This window comes from Prevotella marseillensis, assembly GCF_900625065.1.
GTDB classification, from domain to species: Bacteria; Bacteroidota; Bacteroidia; order Bacteroidales; family Bacteroidaceae; genus Prevotella; species Prevotella rara.
The window spans coordinates 2,638,519-2,656,344 of record NZ_UYXY01000001.1 but is presented as its reverse complement, the minus strand read 5'-3'; the positions used below and the strand labels follow the sequence as shown (position 1 = coordinate 2,656,344).

The window sequence follows — 17,826 nt, the reverse complement described above, 5'->3', positions numbered from 1 at the left end:
TGCAGGCAGCCGTATGGCCGCCATATAATACGCGTTGCGCCATGTTACTTCATCATTCCGTTGATGCCGAACGGCGAAGCATGATGGTCGAAGTTGGTCTCAATCTTGCCGATAAGACCGTCTTTTATGTGAACAATCTTGTTGGTCTCGTTGGCAACACCGCTCTCGTGAGTAACCACAACAATGGTCATGCCGTCGTCCTCGTTGAGCTTTTTCAGCAGTTTCATCACCTCAACGCTGGTCTTAGAGTCGAGCGCGCCGGTAGGTTCGTCGGCAAGAATAATCTGCGGCTTGGTTATCAGAGCCCTTGCTATTGCCACGCGCTGCTTCTGTCCGCCCGACATCTCGTTGGGATAGTGGTTTGCCCACTGCTCCAGTCCGAGCCTTTCGAGATACTCCATCGCCATGCGGTGGCGCTGCCTGCGGCCGACGCCCTGATAAAACAGCGGCAGCTCGACGTTCTCAACGGCAGTCTTGAAGGCAATGAGGTTGAACGACTGGAAGATGAAACCTATCATGCGGTTGCGGTATTCGGCGGCGCGCGTCTCCGACAGATCCTTTATCAGCGTGCCTGCCAGGGTGTATTCGCCCGAGTCGTAGTTGTCGAGAATGCCCAGAATGTTGAGCAGCGTGGACTTGCCCGAGCCCGACGCCCCCATGATAGACACAAACTCGCCCTGCTCTATGTCGAGGTTGATGCCCTTGAGCACGTGCAGCGGCTGTCCGTTATTGTAGGTCTTGTTGATGTCCTTCAGATGTATCATTGTATTTTCCTTTTATATCATTAGACGTAATAACCTGGTTTCAGGTTGCATCATGAGCAATGTTTTTTTCATGCGATGCCCCGGCAAACGTGTGCAGGTGTCGGCGATACCGTCAATTGTGGTTTTTCGATGGTTAGAGAGAGTGGCGGTATGCCCGTTCCCGGCGGCCAGTGCGCCTGCCGCTTGCCGTGGCACGCATGATGTTTGTCAGCCTCTTTTGTCCCAGGCTTCGCTTATGTCGGCTATTGTTATGCCGAGCATCTCCATGTTGCGGAACAGTTCGGGCAGCTTTTCCTCCATAAACTGTTCGCGCCTTTCCCGCAGAATCATGTCCTTGGCTCCCTTCGTTACAAAGTAGCCCAGGCCTCGCCTGTTGTATATTATGCCGGCGGATGCCAGAAGATCATACGACTTTACGGCGGTGTTAGTGTTCACCTCGAGCAGCACGGCATATTCGCGTACGCTCGGAATGCGCTCGTCGTCGTTATACTTACCGGTCAGAATCTCGTCGCAAAGGCGGTCTGCTATCTGTACGTATATGGCTTTGTCGTTGTTGAACTTCATAAATTAATCAGTTTGTTGTTTATCACCTGCATGCGGCTGTATAGCCTGTAGGCCATAACCCAGTTGAATATGCCCAATAGGGCGAATGCCGTCATTGCTGTATATGCCGCGGTTTCTGCCGTCATTGTAATATCTGCTGTTGTCGTACCGCTGCCGGATTTGGATACAATCCATACCAGTGCAACGATGAGTATGACGTGTATGGCTGAGACGATGACGCTATTGTAGCGGTTTAGCAATATGCTTCCGAGAACATAGAGCGACTGTGCCCAAAGCAGCCATGCCGCACATGCCGCATAGACGGCTGTCGACTTGACGCCAAGGATGTACATGTCGCCGGCCACGCGGCTTATGTTGAAGAACACAGGGATGCCCCATTGTATCCAGTCGAGTCCCAATGCGGCGAACAGCGCCACGCGTATCACGTCGGCAAGGCAGAACATCAGGGCCATGCCTATAAGCTGTATGGCGAGCCATGCCATGTGAGAGAGAAACTTCTCAAGGGCTGTTGCCGGCAGCATCTTTACCGTTATGCGCTGCTGCTTGGTCTTGATGTTCTGGCAAAACCATGTTCCGCTGATGATAACCCAGAAGAAGTAGGCCATGCCGCAGCTTCTTATCGCCCTTATCAGCGTAAGCTGCTGCATGTCGGCCGGAATGCCTTTGTAGCTTGCAGTGACGGTGTTCATCAGAAGAATAAACAGATATACTGCGAGAGCGAGGAACAATACTCTTATCATTGTATTGCGTGAGTATCGCTCAATCCATCTGAATGTGATGCCGAAACGGCTATAGTTGAAATTGCTCATAGATTGATCCATTTATTGTTGATAACTTGCGAGCGCTTGAACAGCCTGTAGGTCAGCCACCAGTTTAGCAGACCGACCATTATGGCGACGGCCGTATAAACATAAGCAATGGTGTTCACGAGATTCTGGCTCTTCTCGATTGACAGAAAGATGCTTTCCTTAGGGATATAGGATATTATTATCAGCGACAGTATGCCGAGCGCGAAGTGAGCGCATGAGGTAAGTATAAACTGGCGGCGACGGAAGAAGGCTCCGCCCAGAACGTAGAACGAGTGAGCCCAAAATGCCCATGCATTGACGGCCATAACGCCTGCTATAAAGTCCAGCCCCCAGGCTGTCATGCGCATTGAGTGTGTGTCTGCCGGGCCAAACCACATGTTGAGCACGTCGGGTATGGTGCTGTAGGTTCCGTGAGAGCCTGAGATGAAGCAAATCAGCATGCGGCAGAAGTCGGCCAGACAGAATGCTACGACGCCGATAAGCACCCATACCACCGTGATGTAGAGTACGCGGACGATAAACTTCTCGAGGTCGGATGCCGGCAGCATCTTGAATGTTATGCGCTGCTCCTTGGTCTTCATGTTGTTCATAATCCAGCATCCGCTGATAGTTAAGTAGAAAGTGAAAAAGAAGGTGCATGTGATTGTTGCGCTTTGTATGTTGCTTTCAACTATAATGTCGGGCTCGCCGTGGCTTGACATCACCGATATTATGAACGGCACCAGGTATAGGAAAAACATGCATCCGGCTATGGTTGCTATCTCTTTCTTGGTGGCCTGCATCGACCATTTGAGTGTCTGTATGAATCGTTTTGTATTAAAGTTGCTCATCTTGAATCGTTTTTAATCTTATGTTCTATGTGTGTCTTGTGCTGCATCGGCAGTTATTCGCGCGGCAGCAGCTTCTTTGTTACGGCGTTGAAGAGCAGTTCGAGGTTGAGCTGAGTTTCGTCTTCGTCCTCGCGTCTGCGTGTTATCACGGCGTTGCCCTGCAGCGACGGCTCGGCGTAGATTACGTCGTCGGCCGGCTCGCCCATTGAGCGGAACTCAAAGCTGTACTTGCTGCAGATGTCGGCCACCGACTCGTTGAGCAGCAGCTCAGAGTGGTCGAGTATCATGATGTGGTCGAGCAGCGACTCAACGTCGTGCACCTGATGGGTTGATATTATCATGGTGCGGTCGTCGCTCATGTTGTTTGCCACCACCTTGCGGAACTGGCTCTTCGACGGAATGTCTAATCCGTTGGTAGGCTCGTCCATAAGCAGCAGCTTGGTGTTGGCTGCCAGGGCGAAGCTCATGTACACCTTCTTCTTCTGTCCCATGGAAAGTTCCTTGAGGTTGATGTCGGGCGTAAGCTCAAAGTCGCTCAGACAGCTGTTGAGCACCTCGCGGCTGAAGCGCGGATAGAACGGCTCGTTCATCTTGACATAGGCGTCGAGGCTCATCGGCATCAGCTCAAACTCCTCGGGCACGAGGAATATCTCGCTCAGCACGGCAGGGTCGTGGCGGTCGGTCTCTATGCCGTCTATGGTTATCGTGCCTTGCTCCTTGCGCAGCAGTCCGCTGATGAGGTAGAGCAGGGTAGACTTGCCCATGCCGTTCTTGCCGAGCAGTCCGTAGATGTTGTTCTCGCTGAGAGACAGGCTGAAGTTGTTGAACACATATTGCTTTGCGCCTGCATATCTGTATTTAAGGTTGCTTATTTCTATCATATCGTTTCGTTTTATTTTAAGGGGTATTTGTTGTTAATGGGAGAGATGGGGGTAATGGGAGGGATGAGGCAGCTGTGGGTGATTACCGCTGCCGCTGCGCACTCCTCTTACAGCAGTTCTGCCAGCAGATAGCCGTCGGCCTGTGTCATCACCAGCATGTTGTCCACGGCGAGCATCTTGCCCTCGGCGTCACTCCATTCATAGCTTGTAACGGCCATCACATTACTCATTTCATGGCGGTATTCGGTGCGGCTGTCAGGGCGGTTGAAGCTCTTGCTGCGGCTGTTCCATGTGCATCTTTCAACGGCATATCCGTCGGCCGTGTAGCTGAAGTCGAGGCGGAAGGCCGGCACATACTTGCCCGTCAGGCTGTTGTAGCGGCTTGCCGTCTTGGCCGTCAGCCGTCCTGCGGCGTCGTAAGTGTAGCTGTATTTCAGTTTTCCGCTGAGGCTTTTGCCGCTCTTGTTCATTACATACATTGTGCTGACCTGTCCATTCTCAATGTCGGCGTTATATGCATATTGCGAGTTGGCGCTTCCGGCGGCGTTAAGATACATCGCCATGATTGTTGCTGTTGTGATAATAGTACTCATAATTGTTAATGTCTTTAATTGTCAATAATTGTTTGTCTGTTAATGTCTTATAGTGTACTAGTTTATTAGTACACTGCAAATGTAGGCTAATAAAATATAACTTCCAAGCATTTGGACAAGAAAATGCAAATAAAGTGTAATTTTTAACGTCTGTTTGCGATTTATGGCTGAATATTGCGGAAATATAAACGGAATTTAAGAAAAATGCCGCTTATGAAGCCGCAATAGCCATGCTGAAGCATGCCGGCTGGTAGTGAGATATGCAATATAATAAGGTGTATTAGGTGTACTATGTCCCTGTGCCGGGTGTACTACGTGTATGACATACCCGTGCCGCGGCACGCTGTCAGACGGCAGAATATCGGACGTTTTCTAAAAGGTGTCCTTTCGCATTGCAAAAGGGCACCTTTTAGCCTGCAAAAGACGGCCTTTTAGAGCCTAAAACATGGCCTTTTGCAATGCGTTGAATATCAGACGGTTATGAAGGACGATGGAAACCATGCTCTGAAAGACTTTTCCGGAGATGCCGGATGCGCCGCGGTGTCTGGGGCGTAACATAGTCGTGATGCGCACGTTTAGGGCAAAAAAGGCCGGATAATTTGGTTTTGCACCCAAAAAAACGTAACTTTGCAGGATGAAAAGGCGGTGAGCCGGGCACGACGGCAAACAAGGCATGAAGACCGGCGCGCCGCCCGGCATAATATAAAACAATAAAAACAATACAAATATGGACACACTGAAAAAAGCATTTGCATCAAAGCTGCTGAAGATAAAGGCTATAAAGCTTCAGCCAAACAATCCGTTCACATGGGCTTCGGGATGGAAGTCGCCCTTCTATTGCGATAACCGCAAGGCCCTGTCGTATCCTGACCTGCGCAGCTATGTGAAGCTCGAGCTTGTGCATGCAGTGCTTGAGCATTTCCCGCAGGCTGATGCCGTTGCCGGCGTTGCCACAGGAGCCATAGCTCAGGGAGCGCTCGTGGCCGATGCTCTCGGTCTGCCGTTCGTTTATGTCCGCAGCAAGGCTAAAGACCACGGCATGGGCAACCTCATTGAGGGTGAGCTGCCCGAAGGCGCAAAGGTGGTTGTCGTTGAAGACCTTATATCTACAGGCGGAAGCAGCCTTAAGGCTGTTGAGGCTCTGCGCCAGGCAGGCGTCGAGGTGGTAGGTATGGTTGCATCTTACACTTACGGATTCCCCGTTGCACAGAAGGCGTTCGAGGATGCCGGCGTAGAGCTGGTAACTCTTACCGACTATGAGCACGTAGTGGCTGAGGCTGTTGAGACAGGATATATCTCTGAGGCCGACGTAGAGCTGCTGCACGAGTGGCGCAAGGATCCTGCTAACTGGAAGAAATAACACTAACAGCACATACGCCGCAGCCTGCGGCGGTGTGGATAACACAAATAGAGACATGAGCAGCAAGTATGAGAGCGGAGTGAAGCAGATACCATATCCGCAGCAGAATGTTTATGAGCGGCTTAGCAATCTCGAGAACATCGAGAAGGTGAAAGACCGCATACCGGCCGACAAGATCAATGACCTGACGTTCAGTCGCGACAGCGTGTCGGTGAGCGTGCCGCCCGTGGGCAGCATAACGCTCAACATCATCGAGCGCGAAGAACCCAAGTGCATAAAGTTCGAGACGGCCAACTCGCCCGTGCCTTTCACCATGTGGATACAGCTCTTGCCCGTAACCGACACCACAAGCAAGATGAAGGTTACGGTTAAGGCCGACATACCCATGTTCCTGAAGCCCATGATAGGCAGCAAGCTGCAGGACGGCGTTGACAAGATTGCCGACGCGCTGGCAGCCATTCCTTACGAGTAGGCCGCGGAGTTTAGGGCTTATACCTTATATAATAAATGCAGCCCCATTACGGCCGGGCGCGCAGACGCCGGCCGCAGTGGGGCATTATGATAAAATTAGTATTGCGATGTCAAATAAACTTTGGGAGAAAAATTACGGAATTAACGAAGATATAGAGCGGTTCACCGTAGGGCGCGACCGCGAGATGGACATGTATCTGGCCAAGTATGACGTGCTGGGCTCAATGGCACACATCACCATGCTCGAGTCGATCGGACTGCTTGGCAGCGACGAGCTTAAGGCACTTCTGGCCGAACTGAAGAACATCTATGCCGTGTGCGAGCGCGGCGAGTTTGTCATTGAGGACGGCGTAGAGGATGTTCATTCGCAGGTGGAGCTCATGCTTACGCGCAAGCTTGGCGACATGGGCAAGAAGATTCACAGCGGACGCTCGCGCAACGACCAGGTGCTGGTAGACCTGAAACTCTTCATCCGTCATGAAATCAGAGACATCGCAATGCTCGTCAAGGTGCTTTTCGATGAGCTGATAGAAAAGAGCAATCAGTTTAAAGACGTGCTCATGCCAGGCTACACCCATCTTCAGGTGGCAATGCCCAGCTCGTTCGGCCTTTGGTTCGGAGCCTATGCCGAGAGCCTTGCCGACGACATGCTCTTCCTGCAGGCTGCATGGCGCATGACCAACCGCAATCCGCTGGGCAGCGCTGCTGGCTACGGCTCGTCGTTCCCGCTCAACCGCACCATGACAACCGAGCTGCTGGGCTTCGACACGATGAACTATAACGTGGTGTACGCCCAGATGGGGCGCGGCAAGACAGAGCGCAACGTGGCATTTGCCATGGCGTCGATAGCCGGCACGGTGGCCAAGATGGCATTCGACGCCTGCATGTTCAACAGCCAGAACTTCTCGTTCGTCAAGCTCCCGAAGGAGTGTACCACAGGCAGCAGCATTATGCCCCACAAGAAGAATCCCGACGTGTTCGAGCTGATACGCGCCAAATGCAACAAGCTGCAGGCCCTGCCGCAGCAGATTGTGCTGATAATGAACAACCTGCCGTGCGGCTATTTCCGCGACCTGCAGATTATCAAGGAGTCGTTCCTTCCTGCTTTCGACGAGCTTAAGGACTGCCTGCAGATGGCTGCCTACATCATCAACAAGATGGAAGTAAACCGCAACATCCTCGACAACAAGATGTACGACCTCATGTTCTCCGTTGAGGAAGTAAACCGCCTTGCGGCTGCCGGCATGCCCTTCAGAGACGCTTACAAGAAGGTTGGACTCGACATCGAGGCAGGTCAGTTCGTGCCCGACAAGAACATACACCACACCCACGAAGGCTCTATCGGAAACCTCTGCAACGACAAGATACAGGCTCTCATGGAGCAGTGTCTCGACGGTTTCCACTTCGAGAAAATGGAAAATGCTGAGAAAAACTTACTGAAATGAAAAAGTACACCTATTATATAATAGTCCTTCTGGCACTCTTCGTGTCGTGTGACGATGCCGAGTTTGAGTTCAGCAGCGACTCTTGCTACTTCATATTCGACAACAGCGCCAACCGCAGTCCTATGCTTGGCACGGCCATGAATTCGCTTTCGCCCGGCGTGTTCTGCCATGCGGCAGTTAGCGGAAGATATTTCGTGTTCAACACAAACACCGCTCCCGGACAGACCGAACGCGTGGCATTCAATGCCGTCGACGAGCAGCGCACGCTAATCCTCGGGGCATATAACGAGAGTGGAATTATCGTGGGCTACGGCAACCTAAACTCGCCGGCCATCTTCTATGCCTACGACAATCAGTGCCCCAACTGCTACAAGGAGAGCAACCTGCCGCGCTACGGACTTACGATGGACACAACCGGCAAGGCGACATGCAAGAGCTGCAAGCGCGTGTACGACATGAACAACGGTGGAATCATATCCAGCGGCGATCCCGGAGACAAACTTATACGCTACAGATGCAGTACAACGGGCCCGACAGGCGTGCTTTCGGTCATTAATGGGCAGTGAGAGTATTAAAATGTGTAAATTAGTTTGCTCTTTCGAGAAATAAACTTATCTTTGCACTGCTCTAATGCGGAAATAGCTCAGTTGGTAGAGCACGACCTTGCCAAGGTCGGGGTCGCGGGTCCGAGTCCCGTTTTCCGCTCTAGTGGAGCCGCAATGGTGGAATTGGTAGACACGAGGGACTTAAAATCCCTTGGCCAGTAATGGCTGTGCGGGTTCGAGTCCCGCTCGCGGCACTTATATCTAAAACCTTTCATTATGAAAAAAAATCTTATCTTATTCTTATCGGCAGCATCAGTGATTGCACTGTCTTCTTGCTCTTCTAAGCTTGGAGAGTTGTCTGCTGACAATTTCAATGTTACACCTAATCCGCTCGAGTCTAGAGGTGGACAGGTGGCTGTAACAATCAATGGTACATTCCCCGAGAAGTACATGAAGAAAAAGGCTATGGTTACAGTTATCCCCGAACTGCGTTATGGCAACGGACAGGCTGCACAGGGTCAGGCTGCCAAGTTCCAGGGCGAAAAGGTTGAGGGCAACGACCAGACAATTGCTTACAAGGCTGGAGGTAACTATACAATGAAGTCTAACTTCAAGTATGTTCCCGAAATGCAGAAGAGCGACCTTTATATGACTTTCGATGCTTATGTTGGCAAAAAGAAGAAGATGGTAGAGATTCCTGCTGTTAAGGTTGCTGAAGGTGTTATCGCTACATCTGAACTTTATAAGAATACTCTCGCCGGAAGCGGCGCTTGCATCGCTCCCGACACATTCCAGCGTGTTAGAGATCAGAGACAGGCTGCTCAGATTAAGTTCCTCATCAACCAGGCTAACCTGCGCAAGAGCGAGCTGAAGAACAACTCTGTTAAGGAGTTTGTTGAGCTGCTTAAGAAGATCAACGCTGATAAGGAAGGTCTGAACATCAAGAACGTAGAGGTTTTGGCTTACGCTTCTCCTGATGGTGGATTCGACTTCAACGACAAATTGGCTAGCAAACGTCAGGATGTTTCTGTAGACTACGCTAAGAAACAGCTTAAGAGCGCTAAGGTTCAGTCTGACGTTACCGGTAAATATACTGCACAGGACTGGGAAGGCTTCCAGCAGCTTGTTCAGGCTTCTGACATCCAGGACAAGGACGTAATCCTCCGAGTTCTTTCTATGTATCAGGATCCTGAAGAGCGTGAGCAGCAGATCCGCAACATGTCTGCAGGTTTCCGTGAGCTCGCTGACGGTATTCTTCCTGAACTCCGTCGTTCTCGCCTGATCATCAACTATGAGACAATCGGCCGCAGCGACGAGCAGATTAAGGAGCAGTATAAGGCTGACGCTACAAAGCTTAGCGTTGACGAACTTCTTTACTCAGCTACTCTTGAGGACAACGTAGACGCTCAGGAGGCTATCTACAAGAAGACTATCGAGGTTTATCCTAACGATTACCGTGCTTACAACAACGTTGCTGCTATCGAGTTCGCTAAGGGCAACGACGCTGAAGCTAAGAACTATCTGGCTAAGGCTCAGTCAATCAACGGCAATGCTGCTGAGACTAACGCTAACCTTGGCTTGATGGCACTGAAGAACGGCAACGTAAGCGAGGCTGAAAACTATATCGCTAAGGCTAACGGAGCTGGTGACTACAACAAGGTTCTCGGTACTCTGAACCTCGCTAAGGGTGACTATGCTACAGCTGAGCAGAACCTCAACGGTATCAACTGCAACACAACTGCTTTGGCTCAGATTCTTAACAAGAACTATGCCGGTGCAGCTAACACTCTGAACAGCATCAAGAACAAGGACGCTATGACAGACTATCTGCAGGCTATCCTGAATGCTCGTCAGGGCAACGACAGCGCAGCTTCTTCTTATCTGAAGAGCGCTCTGCAGAAAGATCCTTCACTTGCAACATACGCAAACAACGATCTTGAGCTGGCTAAAATAAGCAAGTAAACATCGCTGACGCATGAAGCGATTGATATATCTTACGCTCACCTTGGTTTTGGTTGCCTGCGGAACACGCAGAGGCTATTTCAACTTGGATGGCCGACTACTCAACCTTAACCAAGGTGAGTTTTATGTTTACAGTCCTGACGGTGTGTTCGACGGCATTGACACGATAAAGGTTGAAGGCGGACGCTTCACTTTTGAGACGCAATGCAAGGAGAGCGGCACGCTCGTCATCGTATTTCCAAACTTCTCCGAAGTGCCGGTCTTTGCCGAGCCGGGCAAGTCTGTTTCCGTAAAGGGTGACGCATCACACCTTAAGGAAATTGAGATTGAAGGTACAAAGGAGAACGAACTTATGACGGCTTTCCGTCAGCAGCTCGTAAAGGCGTCGCCTCCTGAGGAGATGTCTTATGCTGAGAATTTTGTGAAAAACAATCCGGCTACGGCTGCCAGCGTGTATGTTCTTAAGAAATACTTTATCCTCGTTCCTGATGTAAACCTTGACAAGGCTGCAAGTTTGGCTGATATAGTTTACAAAGCGCAGCCGAAGAACGGTGAGGTTGCACGCATTGTGCGTTATGTGAAGATGATGAAAAACAATGCGGGTGGAGCCAGAATACCGTCGTTCTCTGCACAGGATATCAACGGAAAGAACATTTCCGCTTCATATCTTCAGGGTAAAGTTGCCGTTGTCTATACATGGGCAGAGTGGAGCTATGAAAGCCGTAACATGCGCGACAGGCTGCTTAGACTGAAAAATGAGTATGGAAATAAACTTGCGCTGATGGGCATAAGCCTTGATGCAAGCAAGCGTACATGCAGTTTTGCTGTGCGCAGTGACTCTACGGCATCGCCTGTAATATGCGATCAGCTTATGTTTGAGAGTCCGCTTCTTGAGACCTTCGGCCTTGGACGCGTGGCAGACAACATTGTATATAATGCGCAAGGACGAATTGTAGAGCGCAGCCTGAACATCAATGAGCTTGAAACTAAGCTCAAGGTACTGCTTAATTAACGCTGTGCTTTTGCCGTTTGCCATTGTCTGCACATTATTGTGAGGTGCGAATTTGTGACATTGGTGATGCCGGCAGTTGGGGTTTCAGCATGAACTTTTGTCTGTTTCTGAGCTACAGACATTATTGCTATATGAATACATTTGTAGAGTTAGCGCGGTTTTTCGCAGCTAACTCGATTTGTAATTGACACAAGATTAATTGGATAATTGGTGATATATGCTTGTAAAAACTTATTGTGCGGCCGTCAATGGCCTCGACGTAACAACCGTTACCGTTGAGGTTAGCGTGTCGCGAGGTGTGCTTTATCATCTCTCCGGCCTTGCGGATACAGCTGTGAAGGAGAGCCGCGACCGTATTGTGGCTGCCCTACAGAATAATGGTATAAAGTTTCCCGTTGCCGACATTACCGTGAATATGGCTCCCGCCGATCTCCGTAAAGAAGGCAGCAGCTACGACCTGCCGCTGGCAATAGGCATCCTGGCTGCTATCGGAAAGGTGAAGCCAGATATGCTGTCGGAGTATATGATAGTAGGTGAGCTTGGGCTCGACGGCATGATACAGCCCGTGAAAGGTGCTCTGCCGATATCTATCAGGGCACGTAAGGAAAAGTTTAAGGGACTGATTGTGCCCAAACAGAACGAAAGAGAGGCTGCCGTGGTGAACAACCTTGACGTCTACGGCATGGAGAGCATAATGGATGTTGTGAACTTCCTGAACGGTGAGGGCGACTATAAGCCTACTATTGTCGACACGCGGCGCGAGTTTTACGAGCATCAGAGCCATTTCGAACTTGATTTTGCAGACGTTAGAGGGCAGGAAAACGTTAAGCGCGCTATGGAAGTTGCGGCTGCAGGAGGCCACAATATGATAATGATAGGTCCGCCCGGAAGCGGCAAGTCAATGATGGCCAAGCGCCTTCCGTCGATATTACCTCCGCTCTCACTGGCCGAAAGTCTTGAGACTACGCAGGTGCATTCTGTTGCTGGAAAGCTGGGTAAAAACATGTCGCTGATATCACAGCGGCCGTTCCGTTCGCCGCATCACACCATATCACAGGTGGCACTCGTCGGCGGAGGAATGAATCCGCAGCCCGGCGAAATATCGCTTGCACACAACGGCGTGCTCTTTGCCGACGAACTTCCGGAGTTTAACAAGTCAACTCTTGAGATGCTGCGCCAGCCGTTGGAAGACCGCAAGATAACCATTTCGAGAGCAAAATACACCATAGAGTATCCCTGTTCGTTCATGTTCGTGGCCTCGATGAACCCGTGTCCGTGCGGATATTACAACGATCCTACCCACCATTGTGTGTGCACGCCGGGACAGATACAGCGCTATATGAACAAAATCAGCGGTCCGCTTCTCGACCGCATCGACATACAGATAGAGATAACGCCCGTGCCCTTCAAGGACATATCTCGTGCAGCACCGGGCGAGAGCAGCGACGTAATACGCGAAAGGGTTATCAAGGCTCGCCACATACAGGAGGAAAGATTCAGGGAATGCAAGGGTGTTCACTGCAATGCGCAGATGAGCGAGCGCATGATACACCAGTATGCCGAGCCCGGCGAAGACGGCATTGAGATGCTGCGCATGGCCATGGAGAGGCTCAACCTTTCTGCCCGAGCCTATAACCGCATACTGAAAGTGGCGCGCACCATAGCCGATCTTGAGGCTTCAGAGCGTGTGTTGCCGCAACATCTGGCTGAAGCCATAAGCTATCGTAACCTCGACAGGAGCGACTGGGCCGAGCGCGGAGGCGCATAAGGAATGTTGCTGCCGGCTTTACAGCAGAAAAAATTAAATAACAGTAGACCTTTATAATTGACAGTAAATAAAAGGAAACATGAATGTAGGTATAAAAATCCTGAACATTCATGTTTCCTTTTTTATTTTTTCTTAGTGTAGAATCTTTTATTGAATGAGTCTTTTGGCGAAATATCTTACGGGATACCACACCGAGGCAAAGCCAACGGCAAGCACCGTTATGAATATTATGATGATGTCCTCAGGATGAACGCTCACCGGATAGGCATCCACGATGAATGAGCCGCTGCTGCGTCCCAGCGAAACAAGTCCGTAAACCTGCTGCAGCCAGCACAGCAACAGGCCGACTAATATGCCGAGTATGGCTCCGATTGCCGATATCATGCGGCCTTCAAACAAGAATATCCTTACTATCTGCTTGTCGCTCGCGCCCATGTTGCGCAGCGTAACCACGTCGTTCTTCTTGTCGATAATCAGCATCGACAGTGAGCCTATGATGTTGAAGCAAGCCACGGCAAGGATGAACGTAAGGAAGATATAGGCGATAAACTTCTCTATCTTCATAATCTTGAACGTGTCAGCCTGCTGCTCCATACGGTCGAGAACGCGATACTTGCTGCCCGCAATTTTCTGCATTTCAGCCTTTACGGCGTCAAGATCGCTGCCCGGCTTGAGTCTGATTTCAAGCTGCGAGAGCATGCCCTGCTGACCGAACAAATTGCGTGCGAATGCTATCGAAGTCAATACGTAGTCGCGGTCGTAGCGCGCTTGTTTAACGGAAAACACCACACCGGGCGAAATCACCGAATCTTCAACAAATCCTTCGGTAGGATTCATCAGGTCGAGCTGTCCCTCGCGCTTTGGAGCATATATCTTCAGCTGTCCGTCCCAGTCGGCCGTCATGCCAAGGTTGTCGGCAAGGCGGATGCCCACAACGCCAAACTGGAGATTGGCGGCATGCAGCGAAAACTCGCCGTCGCCATACAGAATGTCGTTGATGTGCGACAGCTCGCTGAAGTTATCCTCAACGCCCTTCACCTTAATCATGGCCTGCCTGCCCTTGTATATGGCCATAGCCTGGTCTTCCACGCTCTCCGTTGCCACGTCGACCTGCGGCAGGTTGCGTATCTTTGTCAGTATAGGGTCGTCTGCCGGGGCTGTCTTTCCTTTAGTAGGTACAATCTCAATCTGCGGGTCGAACGATGTCAGCAGCGACGCCACGAGGTCGTGAAAGCCGTTGAACACACTGAGAGTTACCACCAGCGCCATTGTGGCCACGGCCACACCTACGACGCTGATGCCGCTGATGATGTTGATGACGTGCGTGCTCTTCTTTGAAAAGAGATAGCGGCGTGCTATGTAGAATGGAAAATTCATTTCTTCAGCAGCTCGTCAATGTGCTCGATATAGTCAAGAGAGTCGTCGATGAAGAAGCGCAGCTCGGGGATAATTCTCAGCTGGTTTCTCACGCGCGTACCCAGTTCGTAGCGTATGGTTTTCTCGTTAGCCGTGATGTTCTTTATCAGTTCTTCCGACTTCTCGGGCGGAAATATGCTCAGATATGCCGTGCAGATGCTAAGGTCGGGACTGATGCGGCAGCGCGTAACGCTCACCATCGTGCCTCTCATGCCTCTTGTCTGCGACTGGAATATCAGGCTCAGTTCTTTTTGCAACAGTCTTGCAATGCGGTTTTGTCTTGTTTCCTGCATATTGATTTTTCTTTTTACGTTATCTTTATGTTATCTGCCGTCCGGTTTGGCGGAGGCTGTTTGTTTTGTGCAAACTTACTAAAAAAAACTGAGACAAGCCCATGCTTTAAGGTTATTTTTTGCCTTTAGTGCTGTGCCGGTCTTCTGTCCGTACTGATGACACGGGTGTACAGTGTGGCATAATTTGTCCGCATTAGTGCTGCCGTCATGCTTTTTCTTGTAAAATAAACATTATGTTGATGCCTAATTCTGTTAACGTTAGTTTGCATATAGGCTATTTTATTCTTTCTGTATTTAATATTTTAATGAGCAGTGTTTTTCCTCTAATAAATTAAAAAATGCGCTTTCTGTTTATGAATTTTGCCTGTTGAAATGTGAGAATATGTATAGTTGCTGTGATTATATATACTATTCGCACCGCTAAAATCACTATTTTAGCTTCTAAAAGGCATTAAGTTGTGATGTAAAACGTACCCTTTTGCGCTCTGAAACGTGGCTTTTTGCATGATTTCAGGCGCAAATCCGGGTTTTAGACGATTTGTATTTACGGCTTAGTTATTGTAAACCGTTGATATATAGATGCTTATGTGTAAATGACGTTTATGCCCGCTTTTTCGTATCCTGAACCGATGTTTTGACTCCGGAATGAAAAAAGTAGGCATAAAAGTGTTAATATAAAAGATATCGGTTTAACTAAAATTTACGTTTGGGAAGCTGCTGATAATCGTTGCCGATTATATCTCATAATGCATATACGGGATATGTTAAGTTTTCTCATTTAACTATGTTTTAATATTAAGTGGTTGCGTATATTGCTGAAAATAACTATTTTTGCCACCGACAAAACCTTAAAATGCAGTTCTATGAAAAATAATAATGCCGACGAAGAAACGCGTGGGCGCAATGGTAAACGCCGCAAGCCGTGGTATGGAGAAACTGGCGAAACCATTGCGATTATAGCCGTTGTTGTGGTCTTGGTGTCTGTCTTTGCGCTCGACCGTTGTGGCGACAGTGTGCATCAGCAGCAGCCGTCGTCGATTATCATGCGCGACACCGGGCAGCTGCGCCATAATGCAGCCGCAGACAAGCCTGCCGTAACTACAAGACAATTGCCCCGTACAGAGGAGACGCCACAGGAAACGGCACGCCGCGAAGGAATGGAGGCCGGATATAACGACGGCATGGAAGACGGCGAAGTGGGTGAGAAATACGAAACTCACTACAGCGAAAACGCTTCAGACTACTCAGGCAAGCTTCAGGAATGTTATGAAGATGGCTATGAGGAAGGTTACGACGAGGGTTACAGCGAGGGCAGGCAGATGCACGATGATGCCCTTTGATGTGCCGTAGCCCTGCAACATCTTTATTCTTTTATCTGTTACAGCCCTGCCGCGCCGGCTTTGTCGGCATGGCAGCATGCAGGCTGTTGTGTCTGCGTGCGGCATTGCCGTGAGAGCATTCCTGCCGGATACTGATGACAGACTTTAGTTTAACCTCGGGATGTAACATAAAATTTGCCGGAGCAGGTCTGCTTGCTACATGCTTTTTATGCAGTGTAACAGCAGGCCGGCTCCGGCAAAATCTTGAATAATCACTCTTGAAAAGTGATTTTGTCTGCGATTAGTGCAAAATCGCGAAATGCTTTATTTATGCCTGCGAATAATGCTGTTTACGATTTATGTATGCCCCATGTGCAGTATTCGCAGGCTGATTAAGCTGCTCATGCCGGCGCCGTGGCGCAGCATGTCCTTGTTATTCGCTTTCGCCTATAGTCTCTTTAATTATTCCGACACATGCCGCACCGATGATGAGGAACACACCGGCCACAATCATCATGTGGCTCTGTGCGCTGCCTACAAGCGTGAGGACCACGCCGCCGAGTGCTGCCGCTATGATCTGCGGGATGCATATCGTGCCGTTGAACAGACCGAGATAGGCACCCATGTGGCTGCCGTTGAGGGCGTTGGTGACGATGGTGAACGGCATGGCCAGCATTGCAGCCCAGGCACATCCTATCAGAAGATAAGGGATGAAGAGAACATACTGGTCGCTGATGTAAGGAATCATCAGGAAGCCTATGCCGCCTAGCACGAGGCTGAGGGCGTAGGCCATCTTGCGGTTAGAGAAGCGCGGCAGAGCCATAGCCCACACCACGCTGCCTATTGCCTGCACCGCAAACAGAATGCCGACCCAGTTGCCGGCCTCCTGAAATCCTGCCGACGTAGGGTCGGTGGTCTGCCAGCATGTTTCGGCTATGGCACCGTTGGTGTAGTTCCACATATACAGGAATGCAGCCCAGCTGAAGAACTGCACCAGACCTACTGTCCAGAAAGCCTTCGGCGCGTTGCGCAGCAGTTTCACGACGTTCACCTTCTCTTCGTTAAGCGGCTTGTCGAGTCCGTGATATTCTGCATACTCTTTCGGCGGCATCTCCTTCACCTTTGCCGACGTGTAGATGACGCACAGGATGAGGATGGCGGCTCCGATGTAGAACGAATAGATCACCGAGTCGGGCACTACGCCCTTTGCAGCCACGTTGCTTATGCCGAGGAACGTGAACAGGAACGGGAACACATAGCCCACCAGCGAGCCGGCGTTGCACAGAAAGCTCTGTATAGAGTAGGCCAGGGCTTTCTGCTTCTCGTTCACCATGTCGCCCACGAGCATCTTGAACGGCTGCATGGCCATGTTGATGCTCGTGTCGAGAAACATCAGCGAGATAAGACCGAACACCATGGCCGTGCTGACAGCCATGCCGAGAGAGCCGGCGTTGGGCAGCAGGCACATGACGAGTACGGCCACCAGTGCGCCGACAAACAGATAAGGTATGCGCCGGCCGAAGCGGCACCACGTCTTGTCGCTCAGCGTGCCCACTATAGGCTGCACGATGATGCCCATAAGCGGAGGCAATATCCAAAAGTAGCTAAGATTGTGAGGGTCGGCCCCCAGCGTTGCGAAAATTCGGCTGATGTTGGCGCTCTGCAGTGCGTAGGCAATCTGCACGCCGAAGAAGCCGAAGCTCAGATTCCAGAGCGTTGCGAAACTCAGGTCGGGTTTCTTCTTCAAGTTAGAACTCATAGTTTAAGGCGTTTATTTTTATTTATGTTATTATA

At 50.3% G+C, this 17,826-nt stretch carries 17 protein-coding genes and 2 tRNA genes; 10 read left to right on the top strand and 9 right to left on the bottom strand.

The window, feature by feature from the left end; all coding sequences use genetic code 11:
- Nucleotides 1-44: 44 nt before the first annotated feature.
- From EJL04_RS10765 to EJL04_RS10740, 6 genes are all read right to left on the bottom strand, one after another.
- Nucleotides 45-764, bottom strand: coding sequence for an ABC transporter ATP-binding protein (locus EJL04_RS10765; protein WP_125104927.1), 720 nt, complete (start codon nucleotides 762-764; stop codon nucleotides 45-47).
- Between the two features lie 207 nt (nucleotides 765-971).
- Nucleotides 972-1,328 (bottom strand): GntR family transcriptional regulator, encoded by a 357-nt coding sequence (locus EJL04_RS10760; RefSeq protein ID WP_125104926.1) that lies wholly within the window; start codon nucleotides 1,326-1,328, stop codon nucleotides 972-974.
- Nucleotides 1,325-2,137, bottom strand: a complete 813-nt coding sequence (locus tag EJL04_RS10755; RefSeq protein WP_125104925.1) for a hypothetical protein — start codon at nucleotides 2,135-2,137, stop codon at nucleotides 1,325-1,327. The genes EJL04_RS10760 and EJL04_RS10755 overlap by 4 nt, the downstream gene beginning before the upstream one ends.
- Nucleotides 2,134-2,967, bottom strand: coding sequence for a hypothetical protein (locus EJL04_RS10750; RefSeq protein ID WP_125104924.1), 834 nt, complete (start codon nucleotides 2,965-2,967; stop codon nucleotides 2,134-2,136). The genes EJL04_RS10755 and EJL04_RS10750 overlap by 4 nt, the downstream gene beginning before the upstream one ends.
- A 53-nt stretch (nucleotides 2,968-3,020) precedes the next feature.
- Nucleotides 3,021-3,848 carry an ABC transporter ATP-binding protein gene (locus EJL04_RS10745; RefSeq protein ID WP_125104923.1) on the bottom strand — a complete coding sequence of 276 codons (828 nt, stop codon included), beginning with the start codon at nucleotides 3,846-3,848 and terminating at the stop codon, nucleotides 3,021-3,023.
- A gap of 107 nt (nucleotides 3,849-3,955) precedes the next feature.
- A complete protein-coding gene (locus tag EJL04_RS10740; RefSeq protein WP_277595992.1) occupies nucleotides 3,956-4,444 on the bottom strand; it encodes a DUF3836 domain-containing protein in 489 nt (162 codons plus the stop codon).
- Nucleotides 4,445-5,168: 724 nt separating this feature from the next.
- Here EJL04_RS10740 and pyrE point away from each other — a divergent pair.
- From pyrE to EJL04_RS10695, 9 genes are all read left to right on the top strand, one after another.
- The gene (pyrE, locus tag EJL04_RS10735) at nucleotides 5,169-5,801 is read left to right on the top strand and encodes an orotate phosphoribosyltransferase (RefSeq protein WP_021854368.1); all 633 of its coding nucleotides are present in this window, start codon (nucleotides 5,169-5,171) and stop codon (nucleotides 5,799-5,801) included.
- Between the two features lie 55 nt (nucleotides 5,802-5,856).
- Nucleotides 5,857-6,273 (top strand): SRPBCC family protein, encoded by a 417-nt coding sequence (locus tag EJL04_RS10730; RefSeq protein ID WP_021854369.1) that lies wholly within the window; start codon nucleotides 5,857-5,859, stop codon nucleotides 6,271-6,273.
- 106 nt (nucleotides 6,274-6,379) lie between these two features.
- Entirely contained in the window at nucleotides 6,380-7,717 is a 1,338-nt protein-coding gene (argH, locus tag EJL04_RS10725) for an argininosuccinate lyase (RefSeq protein ID WP_021854370.1), read from the top strand.
- The gene (locus tag EJL04_RS10720) at nucleotides 7,714-8,283 is read left to right on the top strand and encodes a hypothetical protein (protein ID WP_125104921.1); all 570 of its coding nucleotides are present in this window, start codon (nucleotides 7,714-7,716) and stop codon (nucleotides 8,281-8,283) included. The genes argH and EJL04_RS10720 overlap by 4 nt, the downstream gene beginning before the upstream one ends.
- Nucleotides 8,284-8,349: 66 nt before the next feature.
- Nucleotides 8,350-8,422 (top strand) — tRNA-Gly (locus tag EJL04_RS10715).
- An 8-nt stretch (nucleotides 8,423-8,430) separates the two neighbouring features.
- Nucleotides 8,431-8,516, top strand: a tRNA-Leu gene (locus tag EJL04_RS10710).
- Nucleotides 8,517-8,538: 22 nt separating this feature from the next.
- Nucleotides 8,539-10,224, top strand: a complete 1,686-nt coding sequence (locus tag EJL04_RS10705) for a hypothetical protein (RefSeq protein ID WP_125104920.1) — start codon at nucleotides 8,539-8,541, stop codon at nucleotides 10,222-10,224.
- Between the two features lie 13 nt (nucleotides 10,225-10,237).
- Nucleotides 10,238-11,236, top strand: a complete 999-nt coding sequence (locus tag EJL04_RS10700) for a DUF4369 domain-containing protein (protein WP_021854373.1) — start codon at nucleotides 10,238-10,240, stop codon at nucleotides 11,234-11,236.
- Nucleotides 11,237-11,453: 217 nt separating this feature from the next.
- On the top strand, nucleotides 11,454-13,004 hold the full coding sequence (locus EJL04_RS10695; RefSeq protein ID WP_125104919.1) for a YifB family Mg chelatase-like AAA ATPase: 1,551 nt from the start codon (nucleotides 11,454-11,456) through the stop codon (nucleotides 13,002-13,004).
- A 147-nt stretch (nucleotides 13,005-13,151) separates the two neighbouring features.
- Here EJL04_RS10695 and EJL04_RS10690 read toward each other — a convergent pair whose 3' ends face one another.
- Entirely contained in the window at nucleotides 13,152-14,381 is a 1,230-nt protein-coding gene (locus tag EJL04_RS10690; RefSeq protein WP_021854375.1) for an FtsX-like permease family protein, read from the bottom strand.
- Nucleotides 14,378-14,713, bottom strand: coding sequence for a 30S ribosome-binding factor RbfA (gene rbfA / locus EJL04_RS10685; RefSeq protein WP_021854376.1), 336 nt, complete (start codon nucleotides 14,711-14,713; stop codon nucleotides 14,378-14,380). Before rbfA ends, EJL04_RS10690 begins: the two co-directional genes overlap by 4 nt.
- Before the next feature lie 863 nt (nucleotides 14,714-15,576).
- On the opposite strand from rbfA, the gene EJL04_RS10680 reads away from it, so the two are divergent.
- On the top strand, nucleotides 15,577-16,053 hold the full coding sequence (locus EJL04_RS10680; protein WP_021854377.1) for a hypothetical protein: 477 nt from the start codon (nucleotides 15,577-15,579) through the stop codon (nucleotides 16,051-16,053).
- A gap of 412 nt (nucleotides 16,054-16,465) precedes the next feature.
- On the opposite strand, the gene EJL04_RS10675 is transcribed toward EJL04_RS10680, so the two are convergent.
- A complete protein-coding gene (locus tag EJL04_RS10675) occupies nucleotides 16,466-17,779 on the bottom strand; it encodes an MFS transporter (protein WP_053398970.1) in 1,314 nt (437 codons plus the stop codon).
- Between the last annotated feature and the right edge of the window lie 47 nt (nucleotides 17,780-17,826).

Bases quoted from the DNA above. Each gene is read 5' to 3' on its own strand.
- EJL04_RS10765 (WP_125104927.1), bottom strand. From the start codon at position 764: ATGATACATCTGAAGGACATCAACAAGACCTACAATAACGGACAGCCG.
- EJL04_RS10760 (WP_125104926.1), bottom strand. From the start codon at position 1,328: ATGAAGTTCAACAACGACAAAGCCATATACGTACAGATAGCAGACCGC.
- EJL04_RS10755 (WP_125104925.1), bottom strand. From the start codon at position 2,137: ATGAGCAATTTCAACTATAGCCGTTTCGGCATCACATTCAGATGGATT.
- EJL04_RS10750 (WP_125104924.1), bottom strand. From the start codon at position 2,967: ATGAGCAACTTTAATACAAAACGATTCATACAGACACTCAAATGGTCG.
- EJL04_RS10745 (WP_125104923.1), bottom strand. From the start codon at position 3,848: ATGATAGAAATAAGCAACCTTAAATACAGATATGCAGGCGCAAAGCAA.
- pyrE (WP_021854368.1), top strand. From the start codon at position 5,169: ATGGACACACTGAAAAAAGCATTTGCATCAAAGCTGCTGAAGATAAAG.
- EJL04_RS10730 (WP_021854369.1), top strand. From the start codon at position 5,857: ATGAGCAGCAAGTATGAGAGCGGAGTGAAGCAGATACCATATCCGCAG.
- argH (WP_021854370.1), top strand. From the start codon at position 6,380: ATGTCAAATAAACTTTGGGAGAAAAATTACGGAATTAACGAAGATATA.
- EJL04_RS10720 (WP_125104921.1), top strand. From the start codon at position 7,714: ATGAAAAAGTACACCTATTATATAATAGTCCTTCTGGCACTCTTCGTG.
- EJL04_RS10705 (WP_125104920.1), top strand. From the start codon at position 8,539: ATGAAAAAAAATCTTATCTTATTCTTATCGGCAGCATCAGTGATTGCA.
- EJL04_RS10700 (WP_021854373.1), top strand. From the start codon at position 10,238: ATGAAGCGATTGATATATCTTACGCTCACCTTGGTTTTGGTTGCCTGC.
- EJL04_RS10695 (WP_125104919.1), top strand. From the start codon at position 11,454: ATGCTTGTAAAAACTTATTGTGCGGCCGTCAATGGCCTCGACGTAACA.
- EJL04_RS10690 (WP_021854375.1), bottom strand. From the start codon at position 14,381: ATGAATTTTCCATTCTACATAGCACGCCGCTATCTCTTTTCAAAGAAG.
- rbfA (WP_021854376.1), bottom strand. From the start codon at position 14,713: ATGCAGGAAACAAGACAAAACCGCATTGCAAGACTGTTGCAAAAAGAA.
- EJL04_RS10680 (WP_021854377.1), top strand. From the start codon at position 15,577: ATGAAAAATAATAATGCCGACGAAGAAACGCGTGGGCGCAATGGTAAA.